The organism is Spirosoma migulaei (assembly GCF_054776855.1).
Window position 1 is genome coordinate 85,544 of the sequence record NZ_BAAHBG010000040.1, and the last position, 25,694, is coordinate 111,237.

At 49.9% G+C, this 25,694-nt stretch carries 20 protein-coding genes; 13 read left to right on the plus strand and 7 right to left on the minus strand.

Annotated features, from left to right (window positions below; translation table 11 throughout):
* Positions 1–18 precede the first annotated feature (18 nt).
* The 5 genes from ACYVGO_RS35965 to ACYVGO_RS35985 all read right to left on the minus strand — a co-directional run bounded on the left by ACYVGO_RS35965 (position 19) and on the right by ACYVGO_RS35985 (position 8,038).
* A complete protein-coding gene (locus tag ACYVGO_RS35965; RefSeq protein WP_460973497.1) occupies positions 19–1,152 on the minus strand; it encodes an efflux RND transporter periplasmic adaptor subunit in 1,134 nt (377 codons plus the stop codon).
* A 15-nt stretch (positions 1,153–1,167) separates the two neighbouring features.
* A complete protein-coding gene (locus ACYVGO_RS35970) occupies positions 1,168–4,431 on the minus strand; it encodes an efflux RND transporter permease subunit (protein WP_460973498.1) in 3,264 nt (1,087 codons plus the stop codon).
* A gap of 10 nt (positions 4,432–4,441) precedes the next feature.
* Positions 4,442–5,887: a TolC family protein gene (locus ACYVGO_RS35975; RefSeq protein WP_460973499.1), complete on the minus strand. Its 1,446-nt coding sequence runs from the start codon at positions 5,885–5,887 to the stop codon at positions 4,442–4,444.
* A gap of 85 nt (positions 5,888–5,972) precedes the next feature.
* The gene (locus tag ACYVGO_RS35980; RefSeq protein WP_460973500.1) at positions 5,973–7,364 is read right to left on the minus strand and encodes a sensor histidine kinase; all 1,392 of its coding nucleotides are present in this window, start codon (positions 7,362–7,364) and stop codon (positions 5,973–5,975) included.
* Entirely contained in the window at positions 7,361–8,038 is a 678-nt protein-coding gene (locus tag ACYVGO_RS35985) for a response regulator transcription factor (protein WP_460973501.1), read from the minus strand. Before ACYVGO_RS35985 ends, ACYVGO_RS35980 begins: the two co-directional genes overlap by 4 nt.
* A 173-nt stretch (positions 8,039–8,211) precedes the next feature.
* On the opposite strand from ACYVGO_RS35985, the gene ACYVGO_RS35990 reads away from it, so the two are divergent.
* From ACYVGO_RS35990 to ACYVGO_RS36030, 9 genes are all read left to right on the plus strand, one after another.
* Positions 8,212–10,542: a mechanosensitive ion channel family protein gene (locus ACYVGO_RS35990; RefSeq protein WP_460973502.1), complete on the plus strand. Its 2,331-nt coding sequence runs from the start codon at positions 8,212–8,214 to the stop codon at positions 10,540–10,542.
* A gap of 56 nt (positions 10,543–10,598) precedes the next feature.
* Positions 10,599–10,994, plus strand: a complete 396-nt coding sequence (locus ACYVGO_RS35995) for a hypothetical protein (protein WP_460973503.1) — start codon at positions 10,599–10,601, stop codon at positions 10,992–10,994.
* Positions 10,995–11,245: 251 nt separating this feature from the next.
* Positions 11,246–11,884 (plus strand): Crp/Fnr family transcriptional regulator, encoded by a 639-nt coding sequence (locus ACYVGO_RS36000; RefSeq protein ID WP_142774321.1) that lies wholly within the window; start codon positions 11,246–11,248, stop codon positions 11,882–11,884.
* Positions 11,885–11,966: 82 nt separating this feature from the next.
* Entirely contained in the window at positions 11,967–12,770 is an 804-nt protein-coding gene (locus ACYVGO_RS36005) for a sulfite exporter TauE/SafE family protein (RefSeq protein ID WP_460973504.1), read from the plus strand.
* Positions 12,771–12,865: 95 nt separating this feature from the next.
* Entirely contained in the window at positions 12,866–13,072 is a 207-nt protein-coding gene (locus tag ACYVGO_RS36010; RefSeq protein WP_142774319.1) for a YgaP family membrane protein, read from the plus strand.
* A 104-nt stretch (positions 13,073–13,176) separates the two neighbouring features.
* Positions 13,177–13,749 (plus strand): YeeE/YedE family protein, encoded by a 573-nt coding sequence (locus ACYVGO_RS36015; RefSeq protein WP_460973505.1) that lies wholly within the window; start codon positions 13,177–13,179, stop codon positions 13,747–13,749.
* Between the two features lie 11 nt (positions 13,750–13,760).
* On the plus strand, positions 13,761–14,243 hold the full coding sequence (locus ACYVGO_RS36020) for a YeeE/YedE family protein (protein WP_460973506.1): 483 nt from the start codon (positions 13,761–13,763) through the stop codon (positions 14,241–14,243).
* Positions 14,244–14,338: 95 nt separating this feature from the next.
* Positions 14,339–15,766 carry an MBL fold metallo-hydrolase gene (locus ACYVGO_RS36025; protein WP_460973507.1) on the plus strand — a complete coding sequence of 476 codons (1,428 nt, stop codon included), beginning with the start codon at positions 14,339–14,341 and terminating at the stop codon, positions 15,764–15,766.
* Between the two features lie 38 nt (positions 15,767–15,804).
* Positions 15,805–16,254: an OsmC family protein gene (locus tag ACYVGO_RS36030; RefSeq protein WP_460973508.1), complete on the plus strand. Its 450-nt coding sequence runs from the start codon at positions 15,805–15,807 to the stop codon at positions 16,252–16,254.
* A gap of 86 nt (positions 16,255–16,340) precedes the next feature.
* On the opposite strand, the gene ACYVGO_RS36035 is transcribed toward ACYVGO_RS36030, so the two are convergent.
* On the minus strand, positions 16,341–16,646 hold the full coding sequence (locus ACYVGO_RS36035) for a rhodanese-like domain-containing protein (protein WP_460973509.1): 306 nt from the start codon (positions 16,644–16,646) through the stop codon (positions 16,341–16,343).
* 294 nt (positions 16,647–16,940) lie between these two features.
* Between ACYVGO_RS36035 and ACYVGO_RS36040 the strand changes: the two genes are divergently transcribed.
* Complete coding sequence (locus ACYVGO_RS36040) at positions 16,941–20,369, plus strand: HEAT repeat domain-containing protein (RefSeq protein ID WP_460973510.1); 3,429 nt, start codon at positions 16,941–16,943, stop codon at positions 20,367–20,369.
* A gap of 276 nt (positions 20,370–20,645) precedes the next feature.
* Positions 20,646–22,274: a PQQ-dependent sugar dehydrogenase gene (locus ACYVGO_RS36045; RefSeq protein WP_460973511.1), complete on the plus strand. Its 1,629-nt coding sequence runs from the start codon at positions 20,646–20,648 to the stop codon at positions 22,272–22,274.
* 334 nt (positions 22,275–22,608) lie between these two features.
* Here the strand turns inward: ACYVGO_RS36045 and ACYVGO_RS36050 are convergent, their stop codons facing one another.
* Positions 22,609–24,666: a glycoside hydrolase family 127 protein gene (locus ACYVGO_RS36050; RefSeq protein ID WP_460973512.1), complete on the minus strand. Its 2,058-nt coding sequence runs from the start codon at positions 24,664–24,666 to the stop codon at positions 22,609–22,611.
* Positions 24,667–24,856: 190 nt separating this feature from the next.
* On the opposite strand from ACYVGO_RS36050, the gene ACYVGO_RS36055 reads away from it, so the two are divergent.
* Complete coding sequence (locus ACYVGO_RS36055; RefSeq protein ID WP_460973513.1) at positions 24,857–25,180, plus strand: ArsR/SmtB family transcription factor; 324 nt, start codon at positions 24,857–24,859, stop codon at positions 25,178–25,180.
* Positions 25,181–25,186: 6 nt separating this feature from the next.
* Complete coding sequence (locus ACYVGO_RS36060) at positions 25,187–25,666, plus strand: SRPBCC domain-containing protein (protein ID WP_460973514.1); 480 nt, start codon at positions 25,187–25,189, stop codon at positions 25,664–25,666.
* The last annotated feature ends 28 nt before the right edge of the window (positions 25,667–25,694 follow it).

The window sequence follows — 25,694 nt, forward strand, 5'->3', positions numbered from 1 at the left end:
GTGAGTGAGATATGTTGCTTATTGTTTAGTAGGCTGCGTCTTGATCGCTGCCCCGTCTGCAATGTCTTCACTGCCTGTTTTTAAGATAACATCACCTGCTTTTAAATCACCGAAAACCTGCGTCTGGCCAACGGTATCATCGCCTTTTTGCACGGTTGTCCGAATGGCTTTCCCATCAACCACTTTCAAAACAAAGGTGCGATCCAGGGTGCTGACTACAGCCGATTTGGGAACATATAAACTGCCCTCCCGAGTAGAGGTAACAGGTAATCTTGCCGAGGCAAACATACCTGGTTTTAACAGTCCGCCTTTATTCTGAAAATCAATCTCGACCAGTTCTGAACGGGTTTCAGGACGAACACTATTGGCGATACGGTTGATTCGGCCAGTAAAGGTTTGGTTGGGAAAACTACGTACGGAAAACTGTACCTGATTCCCCCGCCGAATATCGCCCAGATAGGCTTCTGGAACGGCAATCCGTAACCGCAGTCGATCAAGTTGTTTGATCTTGAGCATGGGCACACCATTCTGCCCGCCCGGCCCCACAAATGCACCGGGCGAAAGCCGTCGATCAGTAATCACACCAGTAAAGGGGGCAATGATTTTTAAATAACTCACCAGTTGCTGAACTGAACTATAATGGGCGTTTGCGGCTACAACGCCTAAACTATCTGAAACAGCCTTGGTGCGGGCAGCATCCAAGTCGACGGGCGAAATAGCACCCAATGTACGGCTGGTTCGTAGCACGCGCAGGTAAGTGCCTTTACTGGCGCCATAGACTGCTTCGGCTGCTTTGACTTTGGAGAACGCTTCGGTCAGATTAGCTGTGAGTTCGGGGGCTTCCAACTCGGCCAGCACCTGACCCTTCTGCACCTGATCGCCAATATCGACGTGCAGTGCCTTTACGTAGCTACTCACGCGGGGGTAGAGATCGGTTTCGTAATAACTTTCCAGTTCACCCGGCAGATTCAACTCCGATGCCGGGCGGGACGCAGTTACGCGGATGGCGTCATACCGAATTTCTTCGTTAGCCGGAGCCTCGTCCATTGGACTCTTTTCGGCCGACGAATTGCCGCACTGGCTCATCAAAAAGCCCGTACTGGTAATGGTCAGCAGGAATAAACCACGTCGGAGAACAGCATATATAGTCATGGAATTGAAGGCTGGTTAGTAGGTAAGACTGGGTTCGGAAGGTTCGATCAGCGTAATTGCGCTACCATCGTAGACCGTGCTGGTTGGGTCATCCGGGTCGAGGGAGGGTGAGTCGAAGGTCGTTTTACGCTGAATGGTGGAGAAGACGACAGGTAAGACCAGCAGGGCTGCTAGGGTAGAAAAGAACAGGCCACCAATGACGGCCCGGCCCAGTGGTGCCGTCTGCTCGCCCGATTCGCCCAGACCGCTGGCCATGGGAATCATCCCGGCAATCATGGCCAGGGCAGTCATTAAAATTGGCCGTAATCGGGATGCACCCGCCACGCGAGCTGCGGATCGGGCATCCCGGTAGCGTAAGCGCAGGGTTTCTGCATTGGTCACCAGCAATAACGCATTGGCTACAGATACCCCCACCGACATAATGATACCCATGTACGATTGCAGGTTGAGGGTTTGCCCGGTTATCAGTAACAGCGTGAGTGAGCCAGCCAGCACGGCGGGTACACTAACCAGAACAACACTGGCCACTTTGAAGGACTGATAGTTGGCAGCCAGCAGCAGAAAGATGACGACAATAGCCAGCCCTAGCCCAAATTGAAGGCTACCCAGTGTTTCCTGAAGTAACTGCGCCAACCCTCGCAACTCAACGATTGATCCTTTAGGCGGTTGTCCGGCGGCAGCAATGGCGGCCTGAACATCGCGCGTGGCGGTTCCCAAATCGTTATTGTTGATATTGGCCGATACTGTGATGATGCGTCGGGGGCCAATGCGGTCATACTGACCCGGTACGGTTGTTGGCTTAATGATTGCCACATCGCCCAGCGTAGGTCTAAGTTGCCCTTTTACGAGTGGAATCGCCTGGATATCAGCTACCGATTTCATCTGCTGTTGCTCCAGCTGGATTTGTACCTGATAAGCAAAGCCTTTGGATTGATCAAGCCAGAGATTTTTGGCCGTAAACCGGCTCGATGATGTAGCCGCCACCAGCGATTTGGCAATCTCATCGACACTGAGACCCAGTTGAGCGGCCCGCTCCCGGTCAACCTGAACCGTAACGGTTGGGTAACTTAGGGGCTGATTGATCCGTAGATCCCGCAGGTAAGGAATTTCGTGCAGCCGGGTTAACAGGCGGTTGGCGTAGTGCTGGCCTTCGGTCAGGTCTTTGCCGCCGACTAAAATCTCGATGGGTGTTTGGGCCCCCTGACTCATGATCTTATCCGTCAGGTCAATCGGTTCAAACGACAGCCGTACATTGGGCATTTTTTTTCGGACCCGTCTGCGAATCTGATCCTTTAGTGCATCCATCGACTGGACCTTGTAATCATCCGCAAGGTTGACTTGCAGAACGGCTTCGTGCGGACCGGAGTTGAATACATACAGCGCGCTGGTGCCATAGCTGGATGGCGTCATGCCCACAAAGGCTGATGAAATCGCGATATTCTTCGCGCCGACGATATCTTTGATCTGTTGAATAACCTGCTTGGTTAGTTCTTCGGTACGTTCAATTCGCAGGCCCTGCGGCCCCACAATGCGTACCTGAAACTGGTGGGCGTGGTTCTGGCGAGGCATCATATCCTGGCCCGTTTGGGTAAATCCAATGCCAATCAGCAGAGCACAAAGCAGCCCATAAACCCCAATGACCAGCGCTCGCCGGGCCATCAGCCGATCCAACAACCGGAGGTAGCCCAGTTTGAAGCGTTCAAATCCAGTTACTTTTTCTGGATGCGTTTGTTCGAATTGTTCCTGGCGAGTCTCCGGTTTCTGATTCAGATCAGGCAAAATACTTAGTTCGTGTGGGCTCGCATGCACATGATTTTTTAGCCACCAGTTCGCCACAACTGGTACAAACACCTGCGACAGAACATAGGACGCAATAATGGAAAAACCGACCGATAACGACAGCGGCAGAAACATGCCGCGCGGAACTCCATTCATCAGGAACGCAGGGGCAAACACCGCCAGAATACAGAGCGTAATGAGCAACAATGGAAACGACATTTCCTGACAGGCATCCAGAATGGCGCGGGCTTTGGGTTTGCCCATTTCCAGGTGCTGGTGGATATTTTCAATGACCACCGTAGCCTGATCGACCAGAATGCCAATGGCCAGTGCCAGACCCGACAAGGTCATGATATTGATGGTCTGGCCCGTCAGGTTCAATAACAAAATGGCGCTCAGAATCGAAACCGGGATGGTCAGAATCACAATCAGCGAACTACGCCAGTCGCCCAGAAACAGCAGCACCATCAAGCCCGTCAGGATGGCGCCCAACCCACCTTCAACGGCCAGACTATGAACCGCCTGCGTCACATAAACCGACTGGTCAAATTCGTAGGAAAGCTGTACATCATCTGGTAACAGGGCTTTCATTTCGGGCAATCGGGCTTTTAGCGCGTTCACAACGCTCATAGTCGAGGCATCGGCACTTTTGGTGACCGGGATATAGACCGACCGTTTGCCATTGACCAGGGCGTACCCGACCGTGATGTCGGTGGCATCTTCTACCGTGGCTATATCGTGCAAAAACACGGTTGGGCCCACGCCCTTTCGTAAGGGAATGTTCAGAAACTCACTGACTTTATCGAGCACCGTATTGCTAGGCGTCATCACCGTATAATCCCCCATCTGAACGCTACCCGCTGGTGATATCTGGTTGTTTTTTACAACCGACTGTACGATTTCGTCGGGTGTGAGTTCGTAGCTGCGCATCCGTTCGGGATTTACATTAACAACTACGGTTCGTTCGTTTCCACCGAATGGCGGTGGGGCCGACGCGCCCGGAATCTGGGAAAATAACGGTCGGATTCGGGTAGAGGCCAGGTCCTGCATCTCGCCCAGCGACGCCCGGCGACTGCTGAAGACCAACTGGCCAACCGGCAAACTGGAGGCATCGAAACGAACTACTGTAGGCGGTACGGTGCCAGGGGGGAGGTAATTCATGACCCGGCTTACCTGATTGGCCACTTCCCCGGATACCTGAGCCATGTTTACGTCTTCGTAGAACGTACATTTCACCAGACACAGTCCCTGAATATTTTTTACCTCAACGGCCTTGATTCCCGAGACATACAGAAGCTGGTTCTGATAACGGGTGGCAATGAAGCCTTCCATCTGGGCGGGTGTCATGCCGCCGTAAGGCTGAGCAATATAAATGGTGGGCAGATTGAGTCGGGGGAAAATATCTACCGGAATCTGGAGCAGGGCCAGTACCGCAAACAAGACGATACCCGCCAGGGCAACAATTACGGTAATGGGTTTAGCTAGGGCAGCTTTAATCATGGCAGTTGAGTTAGCGTGGAATTTGTTGCAGGAATGAGTCCAGATCACCAGCGGTAGCGGCCTGAAGCAGCAGTGCCCGCCAAACACTATTGGTCACGATTGCCTGATCCACTTCGGCCCGGTTGAGTAGGGCAGTGGTTTGCGTCAGGGCCAGAATGTTATCCAGACCAGATTCGTAGCGTGCCTGCGATTGGGTATAGGCTTGCTGAGCCGCATCCAGTTGCAAAGGGGCCTGATCGGCCCTGGCCTGCGCCAGTTCCAGTTGTAAGCTGGCATTCTGACTGGCTGCCTGAATCCCTAGGGCCTGTTGATTGTAGGTTTGCTGGAAGGCGTTGATCCGCTCCCGTTGGGCGGATAGAGCGTATTTGGATCGTAATAAATCGGTGGGTCGCCAGATAGCTGTGACGCCTACGATGTAATTATAGGATCGTAAAGACAAGCCAGCACCCAGAGAGGGATCGATTCGGAAGGTGCCGTCGGGCTGGGCTCGTTCACTGATGCCCGAGCCCCGACCCTGGAGTGAGCCCAGAACGGATACCGAAGGCAGAGCCGCTGCTTTTAACAACGCTTCGTTTGCTTTTCCCAACTCAATCGACTTCTGAAATACCCGCAACTGGGGGTGAAGTGCTACACTGCCTAATTGGGTATTCAGTAGACGGGGGAGCCGATTATAAAACGCCATCGAATCCAGTTGAACCGTTGGATTGGGCTGGCCGATTAGTTCGGTTAAGCGGAGGACCTGTTGCTGCGCCAGTTGCTGACTTTCCAGCACCTGTAAACGGGCGCGGGCCACTTCGGTATTGGCAATGGCGCTGTCGATACCCGGCCGGAGTCCAGCTTCGGTACTGGCGCGGATAACCCGTTGTAACGCCTGTGCCCGCTGGAGGTTAGCTGTTTGCAGTGCCACCGATTTCTGGGCATTGAGCGCCAGCAAGTAAGCGTCACAAACCCGCACCTGATGGGTAAACAACTCGCCTTCGTAATCGGCCTGGGCTTGCTCAATGGCTAGTCGGGCCTGACTGCGTCGGGCTTGCCGTCGCCCGAAGGTAACGGCCTCCCAGTCCACAACCAGTGAGGCTCCACTCGTCCAGGTGGCCTGGTTATTGAATCCATCAGTGCGTACGCCCGAGATAGGCAGGAGTAATCCGCCATTGGAAACATACGCGCCCCGAACCTGATTGGAGGTAGCATTTAGCGCCTGAGCCTGAACGCCCGCCTGCGGCAATAGTGCAACCTGCAAACCTTGGGCCTCTGCTTCAGCCGCCCGAATGGTAGCCAGCTTGCCACGCAGACTTGGGTAATTGGTACGAGCCAGTTCCAGTGCTTTGGGCAGGCTGAGCTGATTGGCAACTGCTGGTAATGAATTGACTGACTGAGCAGCGACTGGCCCAGCCCAGAAGCTGGCTATGGCTAGTATGACTGCCAGGCCCAAATATCGTTTTTCTCCGTTGAGCATGAGGGTAGTCCGATGGATAACCTCAAAACTACGGGCAGGAGATTAGAGCGAAATTAGAGCCATATTAGATGTTATTAGAGTCGTCTCAGGCTGGCTGCAACGGCAGCACCACTTCCGTGAGCGTACCTCCTCCAGGGTGGGGGCGTAAGTGTAGTTGTCCCTGATGCAGCGCAATAATGCGGGAAGCCAGGGTCAATCCAATACCGAATCCAGCTATTGAGGCTACGTTCGAGCCACGCACAAGAGGTAACAGAATCTGATCTTCCTCGCCGGGGGCCAGGCCAATACCCCGGTCTTCAATCCGGATGCGTGCCCGTTCTTCGGTATCCATTTCCAGGTGCAGCGTAACAGGCTGACCGTTGGAGTACTTGACGGCATTATCTAACAAATTCAGCAAGGCAGTTTTCAGCAGATAGGCGTTTCCTAATACAGTCACCGGCGTTGTCTGTTCAAGAACACCATCACTGACCTGTACAGATAGGGATTGGCCGTCTTGTTGCTGCCCAAGTGTATCGGCCGCATCCAGTACAATTTCGACCAACGCAAGGGGTTGGCGATCGAGTTGAGCATCTACGCCATCAATACGGGCTAGTTGAAGAAGCCCGTTGGATAAGGCGGTTAACTTGTCGAGCTCAGTAACGGCCTGCGCCATGCCGCGCTTTAGGGTATCGGCATCGGTATCGTAGAGCATGGACGTTTCCAGCCAGCCTTTAATGGTGGTTAAAGGGGTTCGTAACTCGTGCGACGCCTGGGCAATAAAGGAACGCTGATTATCGACCAGCCGCTCCTGACGCGTGAGCAGGTTATTAAATGCCTGCGCTAATACGCCTACCTCATCCTGTGGATTATCGGCTCGTAGCCGGAATGCCTGAGTACTGGCAGCTGGGGTGTTTATCTGGTCGATCAGGTTATTGAGTGGCTTTAGGGCCTGTCGGGAGAAGAAATAACCCAGCAAAACGACCAGGCCAATGGCCACGATATTGCCAACGATAAACAGATCGCGAAGTTGATTTTGGCGTTGGTAGCCATCCTGATCATACGCGGTTACGACGGCCACGTATTCTCGCCCATCGGGTGATGGCGACACGCCCGTGTAGGTGAGGGCCACACCATCTTTTGGGTAGATATGGCCGGGGCTTTCGTAACTAAAGCGCACCAGGCGTTCCCGTCGAACCCGTTCCCGGAAGGCCTTTTGAGCCACAAAGTCGTTGGTTTTCTGACTGGTGTAAATCAGACTATCGATAGGAGAGTAAACAAATTCAACCTGCTCCGGCATGGATGTAATGACGCTTCCCGCCACCGAGCCCCGGAGGGTCAGGAGCTGCTCGGTTACGCGGGCCTTTCGTTCCAATCGATCCTCAATAGACCGTTGCCGAAAGCTGGTGTAGGTGCTGTACACATACACGGAAAAAATAAACAGAATACTGGCAACCAGTAACGAAAACCACAGAATGAGCTTGTGTTTAATCTGCATCATGAGTCCCGTAAAACGTAGCCCATACCCACTATGGTGTGTAACAGTTTGGGGCTAAATTCTTTGTCTATTTTTTTGCGCAGGTAATTAATGTACACATCGATGACGTTCGTGTTGGTGTCGAAATGTAAGTCCCAGACTTTCTCGGCAATATCGACCCGGCTAACGGTTCGTCCCTGGTTAATCATCAGGTATTCCAGCAAGGCATATTCCCGGGCGGTCAGATCAATCCGTCGTCCGGCTCGGGTAACCGAATGCGCTTTTGTGTCCAGTGCCAGATCGGCCACCCGCAATATCGTTTTCAAGCCAGCAAAGTCACTCGTCCGTCGGGCAAGGGCTTTGATACGTAAGATGAGTTCCCGAAACTCAAAGGGTTTCACGAGGTAATCATCAGCTCCGGCTCCAAACCCACTTTCTTTGTCGGTTAAACTATCCAGCGCGGTCAGCATCAGTATGGCCTGACCGGGTGACTCCTGCTTGATGTGCCGACACAGGTCGAACCCGTTGATATGTGGCAAATTAACGTCTAAGACAATTACGTCGTAGGGATTGTTGCTGGCTAACCGCTGCCCCATCAAGCCGTCGTAGGCCAGGTCAATTTCATAGCCTTCGCTTTCCACCCCTTTTCGAATAAATGAGGCCAGGCTAACTTCATCTTCAACGAGTAATATCTTCATGCATCAGGAACCTGAGAATAGCCGGTTAGTTTGACTGGATGAGTAGACGTTTCTATCCGACTCAACAAAGTAAGCAGGAGTTTCCTGGGTTCTCATCCCAAACCATCGCTTTTCTTTCAGGTTATAATTAACAGGGTTGACGTACCATCTCAACCCTGCTCGTGTACGCATACATGCTTTTCAGACTAGTTATACTAAGCCTGTGGTTGATTACGGTAGCAGTGCCAGCAGGCGCACAGGATACAACAAAAACCAAAACGACGTCTTCTGGTCAGACCATTCCAGATACCTTATTATTCAAAATTCAGAAAGCACAATCGGTTATTACCGAGATCAAAGCGGCTAACAAAAAAGGGTATGGCATTGCCCGCATCCGTAGCGGGCTGGCCACCGTAAAAAGCAACGTAGCCCCCGTTGCGGCAGATTTGCGTACGAATCGGAAAACAATTGATTCGAAAAACCTCGCCAATTACGGCCTGATTCTGAATGATGCGCTGGAAAAACTAACGAACTGGCGAACCCTACTTTCCAGATCCAACAACGATCTGCAAAGTCGGATGGATCAGGTACTTGCCTTAAGTACAGACTCCTTGCTAACGGTCGTGAGTACGGATACGACCGAGAAAAAATTCTATGCCGATCAGTTAGGTGACCTTAGGTTACAGCTTCAGGATGCGGGCACGCGCACCAGTGCCCAACTGGATACGGTAAGTCGGTTACTGGCCGATGTGTCGGGCACGTATTTAACCATCAGTAATCTACAGGCAACCATTAATGAGCGGTTGCAAAAGTCAACGGAAGGCGCTTTTCAAAAAGAGGCACCTTATCTGTGGGATGCGCCTGCACCGCTTACTATTGGCCGATTGCAGGCCATCTTTACCTCGAATTATCAGGGGCAGGATAAAATACTCAAATACTTCTTTACGTCGAATTGGGACAGTCGTCTTCTGTTGCTTCTTGTGGTGGGCCTATTCTTTTTCTGGGTATTTACCAACCTCAAAAAGGCACGTAAGCCTGAGCTACGTCAGGAGATAGGAGATCTTCATTTAGAAAACCTACGACCCGTGCCTATTGTGGCTTCATTGATTCTGCTGCTGAACTTAGTCCCGCTGTTTGAGCCCGAATCGCCATCATTATACATCGAAATTACTCAGTTTGTCCTGTTACTGGTGCTCACCGTTCATTTATGGAATCGGCTTTCCAGGCATGATGTATGGATGTGGGTACTGAACATAGTTCTTTACATTTTGCTGATTATAACGAGCACGCTGGTGAGTGATTCGCTATTTATGCGGCTCTGGCTTATTGTACTGAATGCCGGTTTTTTGTACCTGGGCCTACTCTTTTCCCGCCGATTACAACAGAAACGCCTGAGCACCCGCATTGTCAGACCAATTAGTAAGCTTTATTTACTGCTACAGGGGCTGGCCATTGTATTGAATATTTTTGGGCGAATCAGCCTGGCTAAAACATTCGGGATTACCGCTGTTATTGGTCTGGTGCAGATCACAGGTCTGGGCGTTTTTATAGAAATCGTGCTGGAAGCCCTGGAACTACAAATAAAGATAAGCGCCTGCTCGAAAGGTATTTTTTCCAGAGTAAATGTTAACCACATCCGTCGTTCCTTTAAAGAAGGGCTGGCTTTTGTGGCCATTGCCCTCTGGTTGTTGGTGTTTTTTATAAATCTGGGCATTGCGGATGGCGTATTCGGTCTACTGTATCAACTGCTCACCCGCCCGCGCTCATTTGGTAGTATCAGCTTCACACTGGGCAATGTTCTGTCGTTTTCGGTGATTATTTACCTGGCCAGCCTGCTACAGAAAAATATAGGACTGCTATTTGGCGAGAATCGGTTGCCGGGCGTAGACCGGCAGGTCGATCAAATGAGTTCCGTATTGGCCTTGGTACGCCTGCTGATAGTTGTGGCGGGCGTCTTGCTGGCCGTGGCAGCTTCAGGAATTTCGATCGATAAACTGACGGTAGTATTGGGGGCACTTAGCGTGGGAATTGGCTTAGGCATGCAAAACATTGTGAGCAACTTTGTATCAGGGATCATCCTCATTTTTGAGAAACCGTTCCGTATTGGCGATTACGTAGAGCTTGCTGATAAAAAAGGGCGAATTAACGACATTGGCATCCGTTCGAGCCGGATGATAACGGCGCAGGGATCGGAAGTGATTATTCCGAATGGAGACTTATTGTCGAACCGACTGGTGAACTGGACATCCAGAGATACCTACATAAAAACAGAATTGACGATTAAAGTGGGTATTGAAACAGACCTTATAGCCATCAATACCCTAATCAAAGAAAGCGCAATCCAGTTGGAAGGCGTGTTGCAAAATCAGCAGCCAGAGATCCTTGTCAATGCCATAGGTGGTGATAGTGTCGAGCTGAAAATACTGATATGGATACAAAGTATTTATAGTGAAGCTGGCATAAAGAGCCAGTTATTGCAGCAGTTGTTTATAAAGCTTAAAGAGGCAGGGATTAAACTGCTATAACAGACTGGTTAGGGGCTGCCATAGGTAAACCGGATTGCCACATCGCTTTTCTGAGCATGGGTTACGGTTTACTGGCAATCAGCTGGATTTTGTTTGGCACACTCCATAGTGTTACGGCAAGCTTGTGGTTCAAACATTGGGTAATAACGATAATTGGGCTCCCCAAATCCTATTACCGACTGGCGTATACTGGTTTTTCTCTGACTACATTTTTGCCTGTTTTATTCACGCTTCGGGCAGCCCCGATTGATCCGCTTTTTACTAATTGGGATGGCTCGCTTTGGGTGGGTGGGCTCCTGATTAGCGCAGGTGTGCTCATTGGGTTGTTGTCGTTTAAACAGTATGATCTTGCCGAATTTATTGGCTGGCCAGTTCGGCAGCAGACGGATCATTTCGGCAAGATGGACTGCTACGCCTTGTCCGCCACCCGCTCTATCTGGGAATACTTCTGATCCTGATTGGCCTGCTTATTTACCAGCCTAACTGGAAGCATCTCCTGTTTGATTTACTGGCGTTCGCTTATCTGCGGATCGGAATTCACTTTGAGGAACAAAAGCTGATTCGGGAATTTGGGAGTCAGTATATACAGTACCGGCAACGGGTTCCCATGCTCATCCCGACGTTTTGACCTCTGTCTCCGCAACTTTGCGTGGCCCATTTTATGTTGCTGGAATAATCCAGTAGCGGACCCATCGTATAAACCATGAAACTGACAGTCGATTATTTACAGCAAGCACTTGGTAGTCGATTTGAGTACGCGCTTCTTCAGGAACTGACCGAAGTTGGGCAGCACAAGCTTGTACCCGTTGGCGCTTATCTGATTCGGCCGGGTGAGTACATTCGTTCGGTACCCATAATTATTCGGGGATCGGTCAAAATTATGCGCCCTGATCAGGAAGGGCGTGAGGCATTACTCTATTACCTGGGCGGGCTGGATGCCTGTGCTATGTCGCTGACCTGTTGCCTGGGCAACAAGCGCAGTGAAATTACGGCTGTTGTTGACGAGGAAACCGAATTGATTGCGGTGCCCGTAGATAAGGTGGATACCTGGTTATGCCAGTACTCGACCTGGAAACAGTTTGTGTTTCAAACTTATCAAAAGCGGTTTGATAACCTACTGGAGACGATCGACGAGGTGATTTTCCATAAACTGGATGAGCGCCTGCTCACGTACCTTCAAAAAAAAGTAGCCAGTTGCCAGTGTACCGTGCTGAACATTACCCACGAAGAGATTGCGCAGGAACTGGCCACCTCCCGAGAGGTAATTTCCCGTTTGTTAAAGCAGTTGGAAAAGGATGGGCAAATTCAACTGATGCGGAATAAAATAACAATGTTGGGCTAATTAGGAATTAATTTTCTGTGTAACAATTGTCACGGAAGAGCAAAACGGGAAGAACGTATTTCGCTTAAAAAAGTAAGCGTGTATGACTTCACTGCAAGTAGCGGGCTTTTCTGCATCCATTATAATCGGGGTCAGTCTGGGTTTGATTGGCGGAGGGGGTAGTATTCTGACGCTGCCCGTACTCGTCTATTTGTTGGGCATTAATCCCATGCTGTCTACGGCTTATTCCCTATTTGTTGTGGGCATGACCTCGCTGGTTGGGTCAGTCAATTACATGCGGCAACACCAGATCAATTACAAAGCGGCTATTGTTTTTTCCATTCCTTCGCTGCTCACCGTTTATGTGACCCGTAAGTATCTGGTGACCCTTATCCCCGACCCTGTTTTTTCGACAGATACGTTTACACTGAGCAAAAACGTGGCCATCATGGTGTTCTTCGCCCTGATTATGCTGGCAGCCTCGGTGAGTATGATTCGGGATAAAAAAGCGGAAGTCAACAAGCCTGATGGTCCGATTCAATTCAATCTGCCATTGATTGCTCTGGAAGGTATGTTCGTAGGTGCCCTCACCGGACTAGTAGGGGCTGGCGGTGGCTTTTTAATCATACCAGCCCTGGTGCTACTGGCCCGCTTGCCCATGAAAACAGCGGTGGGTACCTCCCTGCTGATTATTGCGGTGAAATCACTAACCGGTTTTCTTGGCGACCTGTCAAACATGGCTGTCGATTGGCCATTTCTACTCGAATTCACGGCGCTTTCTGTGGTTGGAATTTTTGTTGGGTCTTATCTGGCTCGCTTTGTGTCCAGTCGCAAACTGAAGAAAGCCTTCGGGTACTTTGTGCTAGTGATGGGTGTATATATCATTCTTAAAGAGACGCTGCTCTAACCATTTCGTACTTGTCTCAGAATCGTAGTGCTATGTGATAAAAATCACTGAATCCAGCAAAAGAAAGCGGTTCCTTCGTCAGAAAAACCAACATCATGAAAAAGAACATGGGTTCTATTGATCGGACACTCCGAATCGTTATTGCTAGTGTCCTCATTGGCTTATACGCAACTAGTGTCCTAACAGGCGTTTGGGGTATTGTCAGTCTGGTTCTGGCGGGTGTATTTATCCTGACAAGCCTGGTAAGTACATGCCCACTTTATTTGCCTTTTGGGATTCGAACCAACAGGTCGAAAAAATAAACGGATTCACTAGCTAGTAAGCGCAATGAAATGGCTTGTGTTTGATGGAATCTTGCGTAGCCCAACTACGTATATCACTTAGCTAGCACGTATAATTCAATTGCATGGAGTTTATTGACCTCATCCGAAAACCCTGGCCCTGGTATGTGGCTGGACCACTGATTGGGCTTACCGTTCCCACCTTATTATTGATCGGCAATAAGTCATTTGGTATCTCCTCATCACTACGGCATATATGTGCCGCCTGCCTGCCCGCTAATCTTCCGTTCTTTCATTACAACTGGAAAAACGAGATATGGAACCTGATTTTCGTTGCTGGTATACTCATTGGTGGATTTCTGGCCACTCAGTTCTTATACAACCCTGATCCAATTCAGCTTGCACCAGCCACCGTTGCGGATTTACAGGCTTTGGGTATTCATGATTTTTCGGGCCTGATGCCTGCCGATTTATTCAGCGTAGAGAACCTGTTTACCCTGAAAGGCTTCTTTTTCTTTGTGGTCGGTGGGTTTCTGGTGGGTTTCGGTACTCGCTGGGCGGGAGGATGCACCTCAGGCCATTCCATCATGGGCTTGTCGAACCTGCAGTGGCCGTCGCTCGTGGCAACCTGTTGCTTTATGATTGGCGGTTTTGCCATGACCCAGTTGATTCTTCCTTATCTGATGAAATTAGTTTAACCGAGTGGGCTATGCAAGTAGATGAATTCCCCGATGTGGTGGCGTGCGATGCGCCCAACGACATGAAGAAGCCGGAAACGGGCCTGGCTACTAGTAAATACCTGATTGTCGGTATTCTGTTCGGCATTGTGTTTGTGAAGGCCGAAATCATTTCGTGGTTTCGGATTCAGGAGATGTTCCGGCTGCAAAGTTTCCACATGTACGGTGTTATTGGATCGGCCGTGGTGGTTGGCATGATCTCCGTCTGGTTAATCAAACGGTTTAAAATCAAAACTTTATCAGGCGAACCAATTGAGTTTCATCCTAAACCATTCAATCGGGGGCAAATCTACGGTGGATTGCTGTTTGGCCTGGGCTGGGCGATCACGGGTGCCTGTCCTGGACCTTTGTTTGCCCAGATCGGCAGTGGATACGTTGTGGTACTCGTTACCCTGCTGAGTGCCATTGCCGGTACCTGGGTGTATGGGTATGTATGGAAAAAATTACCGCATTAACCTGATAATAATCACGTCTGGTTTGTAACAAATATCACTGAAGAACCCCGGCCAGATTTCCAATTTTGACTTACCAATTTAACAAGGGGAAAGTCATGAAAATCGAGCAGATTTATACCGGATGTCTGGCTGAGGCAGCCTATTACATTGAATCGGAAGGGGAGGCTGCCATTATTGATCCGCTTCGTGAAACCAAACCCTACACGGATCGGGCGAAGGAAGATGGAGCAACCATCAAATACGTTTTTGAAACCCACTTCCACGCCGATTTTGTATCAGGCCACCTGGACCTGGCGGCAAAAACCGGAGCAACAATCGTTTTTGGCCCTACAGCTCAACCGGGTTATGAAGCGTATGTTGCCAAAGACGGTGAGGAGTTTTCGGTAGGAAAAGTTAAAATCAGGGTGCTACACACGCCCGGTCACACCATGGAGTCGTCGTCATTTTTACTACTCGATGAAGCGGGTAAAGAAACGGCCATCTTCACGGGCGATACCCTGTTCATTGGCGATGTTGGCCGACCTGACCTGGCCATTAAAACTGACCTTTCGCGCGAAGACCTGGCCGGGTATCTTTACGATAGTCTGCATACCAAAATCATGACCCTGCCCGACGATGTGATTGTTTACCCCGGTCATGGGGCTGGATCGGCCTGCGGCAAGAATATGAGTAAGGAAACGTCCGACACGCTGGGTAATCAAAAGCGGTTTAATTATGCCTTACGCGCGCAAAGCAAAGAGGCCTTTATTAACGAAGTAACCACCGGGCTTGTGCCTCCTCCGCAGTATTTCCCTAAAAATGCGGTGAAGAACAAACTGGGGTATAGCGCTATTGATGAGGTAATCCAACAGGGAACGCAGGCATTATCGCCCGCTGCTTTTGAAGCCGCAGCCAATGAAGTGGATGCCCTGATTCTGGACGTTCGGGACGCACAGAACTTTGCCAAAGGCTTCATTCCCAGTGCGATAAATATTGGTCTGGAAGGGCAGTTCGCGGGTTGGGTCGGCACGTTGATTCCTGATTTAAACCAGCCTATACTGCTTGTAGCTCCCGAAGGTAAAGAGGAAGAGGCCGTGTTGCGGTTAGCACGCGTTGGTTATGATAATTGCATTGGCTATTTGACCGGTGGGTTTACGGCCTGGCAGGCCGATGGCCGGGAGGTCGATGGCCGGGAGGTCGATACAATTCCGTCGATAACGGCCGAAACCTTTGCTACCCTTTTCAATCGGAATCCCAACTTGCCAGTATTGGATGTCCGGCGGAAGAGTGAGTACGATTCGGAGCATATCGTAGGCGTAGAGAATTTGCCGCTCGACTTCATCAACGAAAACATGGCGCATATCGACCGCACCAAAACATACTATGTGCATTGCGCGGGTGGGTATCGCTCTATGGTTGCTCTATCTATCCTAAAAGCGCGTGGATTCGCCAATCTGATCAATGTAGCGGGTGGTTTTGCCGCCATCAAGCAAACGGGTAAACTCCCGCTTACGGATTACGTTTGTCCAACAACCCTCCTGTAGTAACTAGTTATCAATAGTCATCTTCACGACTGGATAGTATGGAAACCCACTATCATGAAGTCAATCTGGGCTGGCAATATGCCCGTTTGGGGCAGTTAAGCTCTCCCGTTTTAAACGAAAATATTGATGTGGCTACACCCCCTGAATTTCCGAAGGGAATGCCCGGTGTCTGGTCGCCGGAGCACTTGCTGGTAGCTTCAGTTTCGAGTTGTTTCATGACAACCTTTCTGGCTATTGCCGAAAACGCTAAGCTTGACTTCGATGATTTCGATTGCCGGGCCGTTGGTAAACTGGAAACTGTAGACAATACGCTGATGATATCGGAAATTAAGCTGTTCCCGAAATTGCTATTAATTGATGAAGGCGACGTGGAAAAAGCGGATCGCGTACTACTAAAAGCAGAAAAGGCCTGCCTGATCAGTCATTCAGTCCGGTCGCAGGTAAGCGTACAACCTACGATTCGGGTAGTCCTTAAAGAGTATGACTAGAGGATGTTTCATCACAGAAACGATCAACAAAAAATGCGGGCTAATCCAGTCCGCATTTTTTGTTGATGATAAGTACCTGAAATTGTTTACTTCAAATTTCGCCAGCTACCGGCATCGTACAGATCGGCTATTCCCTGATCTGCCAGAAACGATTTGGCTCGGGCACTTCGCATGCCCGAAGCACAGCAAAGTACGAGTGGTTTTTGGTAGCTTTTGATCTTGTAAAGCTTTGACTCTAACTGATCGAGGGGAATGTTAACAGCCCCTTTGGCGTGACCCGAGGCAAACTCACCTGCCGAGCGGACGTCAATAATAATAGCTCCCTTTGCGAGTACTTCCTCAATGTTGCTGGTATCGGCACTGCCGAATATGGATTTCAATAGATGTATCATTGGCTTCGTTTTTCGTATGCTGATGTAAAGCTATTCTCCATGGTATTGACAGTCTGTGACATTTATCACCCATTACCAGGATAGCCGCTGGCCTTCCGTCAATAAGTGGAATGGTTACTGGAGGGGGCTGGGTTCGTTAAATAGGGTAGGGGAGAAAACATATTCGTTGCATTAAGTAGCGCCAGCCAAAAAAAACCTTTTACTACCGCCAATTAGTGAGAATCTTTGTAGTGTGTACTAATCCCAATCCGACCCGTTGATTGCTTGCGATACTACGGGTTAACTAGCTATAGAATGAAAAAAGGTAAGGTGAGTGTATTGAAAAGAAATAAGATTGTCTGGCTCTGCGCGCTGGCTCCCATGCTTTGCTTAGTAGGCTATCAGAACGAGAAAGATCCGATAGACCGCCGGATCAAGCGGATGGTTCCCGAAAAAGCTGCGCAGTTAGCGAAAGCCATTGAGGCCACCGTAACGCCTGAACTTGCCGAAGGACTTACCCTGAGCCTGTGGGGCGTGGATTCGCTGGTGGCCGACCCAATTGCCATTGATATTGATGATAACGGCAGGCTGTATTACACCCGGACAAATCGGCAGAAGAACTCGGAGTTCGACATCCGGGGCCACCAGGATTGGGAAATCGAATCGAACCGATTACAAAGCATTGAAGATAAACGAGCATTCCTGCACCGGGTACTATCGCCCGAAAACAGCAAGAAAAATGAATGGCTGAAAGACCTGAACGGTGATGGCTCTCACGATTGGCGTGACATGACGGTCGAAAAGGAGAATGTCTACCGGATTGAAGATACGTCTGGCGATGGCGTTGCTGATTTATCGCAGTTGGTGGTCGATGATTTTCACGACGAAGTGACCGACGTAGCGGGTGGCGTTATGACGAATGGCGATGATTTATACGTAGCCGTTGCACCTGACCTCTGGCGCATGCAGGATAAAGATGGTGACGGTATCGCCGAAACAAAAACGTCTATTTCGCATGGCTACGGTGTTCATATTGGCTTTGGTGGTCACGGTATGTCGGGGATCGAAATGGGCCCCGATGGCAAAATCTACTGGCAAATCGGTGATATTGGCTTTAATGGCAAAGGACCAGATGGTAAGAAGTGGGAACACCCCAACAGCGGTGTTGTTGTGCGATCAAACCCGGACGGTAGTGATTTTGAGGTTTTTGCCTATGGCGTCCGAAATACCCACGAGTTCGTTTTTGACGAATACGGAAACCTGATCAGTGAGGACAATGACGGCGACCATCCGGGCGAGAAAGAACGGCTGGTTTACATCGTCAATGGATCCGATACGGGCTGGCGCAGCAACTGGCAGTACGGCAAATACCGCGACCCGAACAACAACACCTACAAAGTGTGGATGGACGAGCAGATGTACAAACCTCGCTTTGCCGGTCAGGCAGCTTATATCACGCCGACCTTAGCCAATTTCGTGAGTGGCCCGGCGGGTATGCGCTACAATCCGGGAACGGCTCTGAGCCCGGCGTACAAGAACACGTTTTTCATTGCCGAATTCGTGGGGAATCCTGCCAAATCGGGTATTCACGCGTTTAAGTTAAAGCCAAAAGGAGCTTCATTTGAACTGGGTGAGCAGAAAAAGGTGCTCGGAAACGTGCTGGCTACCGGTATCGACTTTGGTCCCGATGGTGCTTTGTATGTAGCCGACTGGATCAATGGCTGGGATGCCAAAGACTATGGTCGTATCTGGAAACTGGACGATAAAGCGGGCGCTAATTCGGCTGATCGGCAACGTACCAAAGCCTTGCTGGCCGAGAAATTTGGCCCTCGTTCCGAAACCGATTTAGGGGAGTTACTGAAAAATCCGGATATGCGTGTTCGGCAGAAAGCACAGTTTGAGTTAGCGAAGCGGGGCGACAAAGGCGTAGCTATTTTTACCGCAGCTACTAAGCAAACTGATAATCAGCTGGCCCGTGTGCATGGCATTTGGGGGATCAGCCAACTGGCTCGTAAGGATAAACAATACGGCCAGTTACTAATGCCGTTGCTTCAGGATGCCGACCCTGAAATCCGCGCGCAGGCCGCTAAATGGTTGGGTGATATTCGGTATAAAGAAGCAGGGGCAGCTCTGATTCCGTTACTGAAAGATGCGAACGCACGGGCACGCTTCTTTGCTGCCGAAGCCCTGGGTCGTATTGCGTATGAGCCTGCCATTCAGCCTATTATTCAACTGCTGGAAGCCAACAATGATGAGGACGTTTACATTCGTCATGCAGGTAGTCTGGCGCTGGCTCGTATCGGTAAAGCAGCACCCGTTGTGGCGTTGGCCAGCAGCTCGTCGCGGGCGGTACGGATTGCGGCTGTGGTGGCTCTCCGTCGCATGAGCGATCCGGGTATTGCCGCTTTTCTGGCTGATAAAGATGAGTTTATCGTGACAGAAGCCGCTCGGGGTATCAATGATGACCTGTCTATTCCAGACGCATTACCAGCGTTGGGTAAGGTGCTGCAAACGACGGCCTTCACCAACGAAGCCTTACTTCGACGGTCTATCAACGCAAATTTGCGGGTGGGTACGCCTGAAGCCATGCAAACGCTGATTGATTATGCTAAGAAAGAAGGTAGTCCGCTGGCGATGCGGGCCGAAGCACTGGAAGCGCTGAGTACCTGGGCGAAACCATCGGTATTGGATCGGGTAGACGGACGTTACCGGGGTGTGATCGAGCGGGACCCTGCCGTGGTTAAAGCTAAAACGGCTGATTTGTACACTAAGCTATTAACCCATCAGGAACTTGCCTTACGGCTAAGTGCTATCAAAGCCATTGCCAAATTGGACTTGACGGAAGCGTCAGAGGCCTTATTTAGCCGGTTAACGACTGATAAAGAAGCCGTTGTTCGGGTAGCTGCCTTGCGGGCACTGGCTTCAATGAACGATAAACAGGTTAGCAAAGCCATTGAAACAGCTATGGCCGACAGTGATAAAAGTGTACGGGTGGCCGGATTGGATTTGCTGGCTAAGTCGAGTATGCCGAAGGATAGGATGGTGACGCTGCTGACGGAGGTGATCAACACCCGCACAACCGAAGAAAAACAGGCCGCCCTACTCACACTGGGCAAACTTCCTGCAGCCAGTTCGCAGAAGGCATTCGACCAACTGTTGACAAAATTGTCGGCAGGTACACTGTCGCCCGAATTGCAACTGGAATTAGAAGAAGCCGTTGAGAGTAGTCATTCTCCTCAATTGACAGCTCGGTATAAAGCCATTACAGCCAAACTATCGCCCGATGCGCTGGCGGCTTCGTATAAAGGGAGCTTGCTGGGTGGGGAGCCAGATCTGGGTCGGCGTATTTTCTTCCGCCACCAAACGGCTCAGTGTATTCGGTGCCACTCGTATGATGACCTGGGCGGCAATGCGGGCCCGCGTCTGAACGGTGTAGCCAGCCGACTCACGCGCGAACAGCTCCTGGAAGCCCTGATTAATCCAAGTGCCCGCTTGGCACCCGGATTTGGAACCGTTAACCTGAAGCTCAAAAATGGAAAAACCGTTAGCGGTATTTTACAGGGTGAAACGCCTACAGAGGTGTCGGTAAAAGTGGGTGATCAACCTGATATTGCTGTTCGAAAAGACCAGATTGCCAAACGCACGAACTCCCCGTCGAGTATGCCCGAAATGAAGTACCTACTCACAAAGCGGGAAATTCGGGATGTCGTTAGCTTCCTATCGACCCTGAAAGAAGATAAGTAGCCTTACGAGAACAGAACCAGTGTAGAATTTTCAATTCCCATACGTATTTCTACGAGTAGCCCAGCCTTAGGTTGGGCTACTTTTTTTATAGGGTTTTTCTATTGATCAATCAAATTTTGGTGGCTTTAGCGACACTTACTACGAGACTCTAATTAAGTATCATATTTATTTTTATAAATATATTTTATCTACGAAATTACATATCTACAAACATTAGAGAAAAGGTATAGTTTACCGATATACTTTAAAGATTCATTTACTTGATACCGACGTTTTATGACAACTTTTTACAAATTGATTGGACATACGGTAAAGTACTTTATGCCCAAATCTGCTGTCGGCACGGGCAATTTGTTGCTCCTCGCTTTGGGTAGTTTACTCATTTCGGCTGGAGCTTCACAAGCGCAAACGTATCCGGCCAGTTTTACGCAGGTGCAGGTAACTAATGGTCTCAGCGGTCCTACAGCCATGGTGTTTGCTCCAGACGGGCGCATCTTTGTAACCTTACAAAGTGGCGATTTACGGGTTATTAAAAACGGGGCCTTACTGCCTACTCCGTTTGTACACCTGACGGTAGATGACAACGGTGAACGGGGCCTTATCGGTGTCGTATTAGATCCGGCCTTCTCAACAAACCACTATATTTATCTGTACCACACGGTGCCAGGTACGCCAGCCCACAACCGAATTAGTCGGTATACGGCAAATGGCGATGTTGTGTTAGCCAATAGCGAAGTTGAGATTCTGGATTTAGACCCGTTGAGTAGTGCAACCAATCACAATGGTGGCGCTATGGTTTTCGGGCCTGATGGCAAGCTTTACGTGGGTGTTGGTGAAAACGCCAACGGACCTAATGCACAGAACCTGGATACCCATTTAGGGAAGATACTTCGTATTAACGCCGATGGAAGCGCGCCCGCCGATAACCCCTTTCCGAGTGGGACGGAACAGCGTAAACGCGTATGGGCCTATGGATTACGCAACCCTTATACAATTGCCATTCAGCCCGGAACCGGCCGGATTTTTGTCAATGATGTTGGGCAGAGTACGTGGGAAGAAATCAATGATGCCACAACGGGTGGGTTGAATTTTGGCTGGCCAACTGCCGAAGGAACAAGCAATAATGTCGCTTTTACCAATCCAGTGTATAGCTATCCGCATACGCCTACGGGCGATGGAAATGGATGCGCAATTACAGGTGGAACATTCTTTAATCCCACGACAACGAACTATCCTTCCAGTTTTATTGGTAAATATTTCTTTCAGGATCTTTGTGGCTCCTGGATAAACAACATAAACCTGTCGGTAAACCCCGCTACCAGATCATCGTTTGCCACCAGCCTACCCGGAAATTCCCTTGCTATTTCGACGGGACTGGATGGGAACCTCTATTATCTGAGCCGGGATGCCAGTGCGCTCTATAAAATCATTTATACGCCAACAACCCCCGATCTAACGCCTTCTTTAGTGCTACCCCAGGCCAGCTTTTCGGCATCAGGTAGCGTGGGCAATTTTGTGGTGAGCCTCTTTGAAGTCAACGGACATCCTACATCGCCAGCCAGTGTATCCATTACCGTCACGGCTCCGCTAGGGTATACACTCGCGTTTGCGCCGTCTATCACAAGTATCAACGTATCGGGTGGTACAAGTAATCCGGTAACGGTAAGCAATGCCAACTGGACAGTAACGAGCACCATTGATAATCGACAAATCTCCCTGGTATTGAAAGCTGGTCAGTTAATAGGGGCAGGAGGGATGGCAAATCTGGGCTTCAGCATTACCCGAACCAATGCGAACTCCGGCAGCACAACCAGCATCAATGTTAATGTGACGAATGATGCGAGCAATGGCTATGATAGCAACATAACCAACAATATATACGCCCGTATTATTTCGGCGCTGTAACGTAATTTACGACAGCCGTATTAGGACTATTTTACTATCGACGTTGTGTATACCCCCAATCTTCCGAAAAGGGCAGGGTTGTTTAGTGCTCAATTTTCTTTACTTAATCAGCTCCTTTTGTTGTCTTGCCTTTACCCCCCCCGGCCCCCTAAAGGGGGAGAAAATCCACTTTGGAGTGCTCCCCCTTTAGGGGGCCGGGGGGTAAAGACGCTAGCACTAAACAGCCCTACCCTTCAGCGGGTTGGGGGTATGATTCGTTTGAGCTGGTATTGGCCAAAATGAATTCTATTGCTCCTGTTACTGCTGATTATCAGCGTGATAGAAGCCTGATAGTTTATTTTGGCACCCAGACTTTATATGGGTAAACTCCCCGGTTACCGAAGGTGTAAAACGGAACGGCGCTGAAGTTTATCGCCTTTCCGTTTTTATCCTGCCCCTGCCCCGTAATCACGTTGACACCGTTTAGCAGGGCCGTTTGGTAGGTTAGCGTCAGGGGGGTGTTGACGGGTAGTGTGAGCTCATTCAGGCTGGGGTTATCGATGCCTTCCAGGCCATATACCATTGGGCCGGAGGCCAGTGCTACCTTGCCTTTGATGGTCTGAATCGAATCGCTGGGGGATACAATCCGGGGCTGCATCGGCAGGTTCAGTTCAATACGGTCGCCTTTTTTCCAGGTTCGATGAATGGACACGTACCCGTCCTGAGGCTGCGTGGCCACCGATTTCCCGTTCACCTTCAGCACCACCGCTTCCCGAACGGCGGATGTATATAAATTAAATGGGTTCTCCTGACTGTGTGCCCAGCCGGGTATGCGCACCTTTACTCTAAAGGCTTTCGTAGCTGCCGGATTTACCACAATCACGGACTCACCTTTCCAGGGGTAATGAGTCACCTGCTTTAGGTTGACGTTAGTTCCCGCAACGGTAAGATCGGCCTGACTCCCAATAAACAGGTTCACATAGGCGGCATCCTTGTCGTAGGCGTAAATAAAACCTGGTAGGGCCGATACCATTTTCAGCAGCATAGGCGGGCAACACGGACAACCATGCCAGGCCCAGCGTTTGTGGTCGGTTGCCACCAGCGGATTCTCGTAGAAGTAATGATCGCCCTGGAGCGAAATGCTGGATAGCAGGTTGTTGTATAAGACCCGTTCCAGTTCGTCGATGTACTTGCCGTCGGCTTCCAGTTCATTCATACGCTGGCTGAAAAATGCCGAGCCAATAGCGGCACAGGATTCCAGATAAGCCGATTCGGGCATAAAAAAGTTAGCCCCGAATCGTTCGCCATCGGCAATGGCCCCTTCGCCCCCCGTAATGAACATCCGTTTACCAATCATATTATCCCAATAAGCATTGGCTGTTTCCACGTAGCGAGGGTCGTTATTTTCCAGCGCCGTAGCCGCTATGCCGGTGGCCAGTAAGGTCGCCCGCACGGCATGACCCTCTATAGTCCGCTGCTGAAAGACAGACATGTGATCCTGATTGTACGACTCGTCACTCTTGCGGGCATACCGACCGTCTTTATCACCATGATTGCCCCGGTTTTCAATCCAGAACGTTGCCAGTTGGTAGTACTGATTCTCGTTTACGGGTACACTCATCTTCGCTTTCAGGGCCGGTTCATCTTTAAACAGCCAGTAGAGTTTCAGAATGGCTTCTTCCGGCCCGCCATGTCCGGGAATGACATTCTTTTTTGGGAAAGGGCCCATTTCCCGGTACATGTAGTTGCTGAATTTGGTTGCTACATCAAGCAGTTTGGTCTTATGCGTCGCTTTGTAATAATGCACGGCGGCTTCAATGAGCATACCGGCGTTATAGACATCGTGCTGCCATTTATCATCCCCACCGTTAGTGCCCCATCGCTGCGTAGGTTTTTCCAGGGTTGTGTAGGTGTTCAGGTAGCCATCCGGATCAGCGGCCTGAGCTGCGGCAATACGGTCGATGTAGCCGTCAAGTTTCTGCTCCAGTTTCGGATCGGGGTATTCAACCAGTAAATCTGCGGCTCCGCGAATGGTTTCGTATACCAGCCCATCGTACCAGGGTGGCCCATCGTGACTACCCGTATTTTTCTTTCCCTGCGCTACCAGATCGAAGTTCAGAAAGGCGTTTCGCGTACGACCCAACTTCGCTTTCTCCTTGATCAAATCCGGGAGGTCGGGTTCGTAACGGCCCTCCAGTTTGTCTAACACATCGTACACCGTTTTCGAATCCCAGACCTTTAGTTTGGGGCTCCAGAACAAGTCGTTGACGCGTACCTGCTCCAGTTTCAACGGGTGAATGATGTGCGTGCGCAACTGAGCTGATTGAGCAACCGCTATCTGGGTTAAGAGATTGGACAGTAGAACCAGGCTAAGTGGCAGTAAGCGTGTGCCAATACGCGGAAGGTAGGTCATAACGTACTAGGTGTCAATTGGATTACTGCTAGAAGTAGGGTAACCCGAATTTTTAACTACCGGGAACCTAACTCATCCGTTTTATCTGACTACCATGCCGGGCCATCGGCAGCGCTCTTATCAAACTAAGTACCCAAAAATTTGTGCAGTTAACTGACTGCGCGTATATTTGCAGTCAAATAGCTGCACAATGAAATCACGTAGAGATGTATTCCAGGCAATTGCTGACCCTACCAGAAGGGCCATTCTAACCCTGCTTGCGGTGCAGGCATTAACGCCAGGAGCCATTGCCGATAATTTCGACTCATCACGGCAAACAATTTCAAAGCACATTCAAATACTAACCGAGTGCGAATTGCTCGAACAAAAACAAAACGGCAGAGAAATTTACTATCACATCAATGCAAAAAAAATGAAGGAAGTCGCTGAATTTATTGAGTCATTCCGACAACTGTGGGATGATCGATTCAACAAATTAGAATCGATCATGAAGACGTATAAATCGGGGCAATAGACTACTATGGAACAAAAAACAAAACTCAATGCCGAAGAGGGTAAGCAGGAATTACTAATTACAAGAGAATTTGATTTGCCAGTAGCGTTACTTTTTAAAGCCTATACAGATCCTGAGATTGTTGAGCAATGGATGGGAACGAAAGTGCTGAAACTTGACAATAAAAAGCACGGCAGTTACCAATTTGAAACAACTGATCCTCGTGGTAACAAATACGGGTTTAGTGGGGTCGTTCATGAGTTTAGCCCAAACCAGAAAATCACGCGGACATTTGAAATGGAGAATACGCCCACTTCGGCAGTCCGGTTTGGCCCCCAGCTTGAGTTCCTGGAATTTGAACAACTCACGGACCATACCAGCAAACTCAACATGCACATAGTGTATAGGTCAGTTGCACACAGAGACCAAATGATGCAGCTAGGTATGCCCAGGGGTTTAAATATGGCCCACAACCGATTACAAGCTATTGCAGGTAGCTTAAAATAGCATAGTTAACACAAATACTTTAAATGAA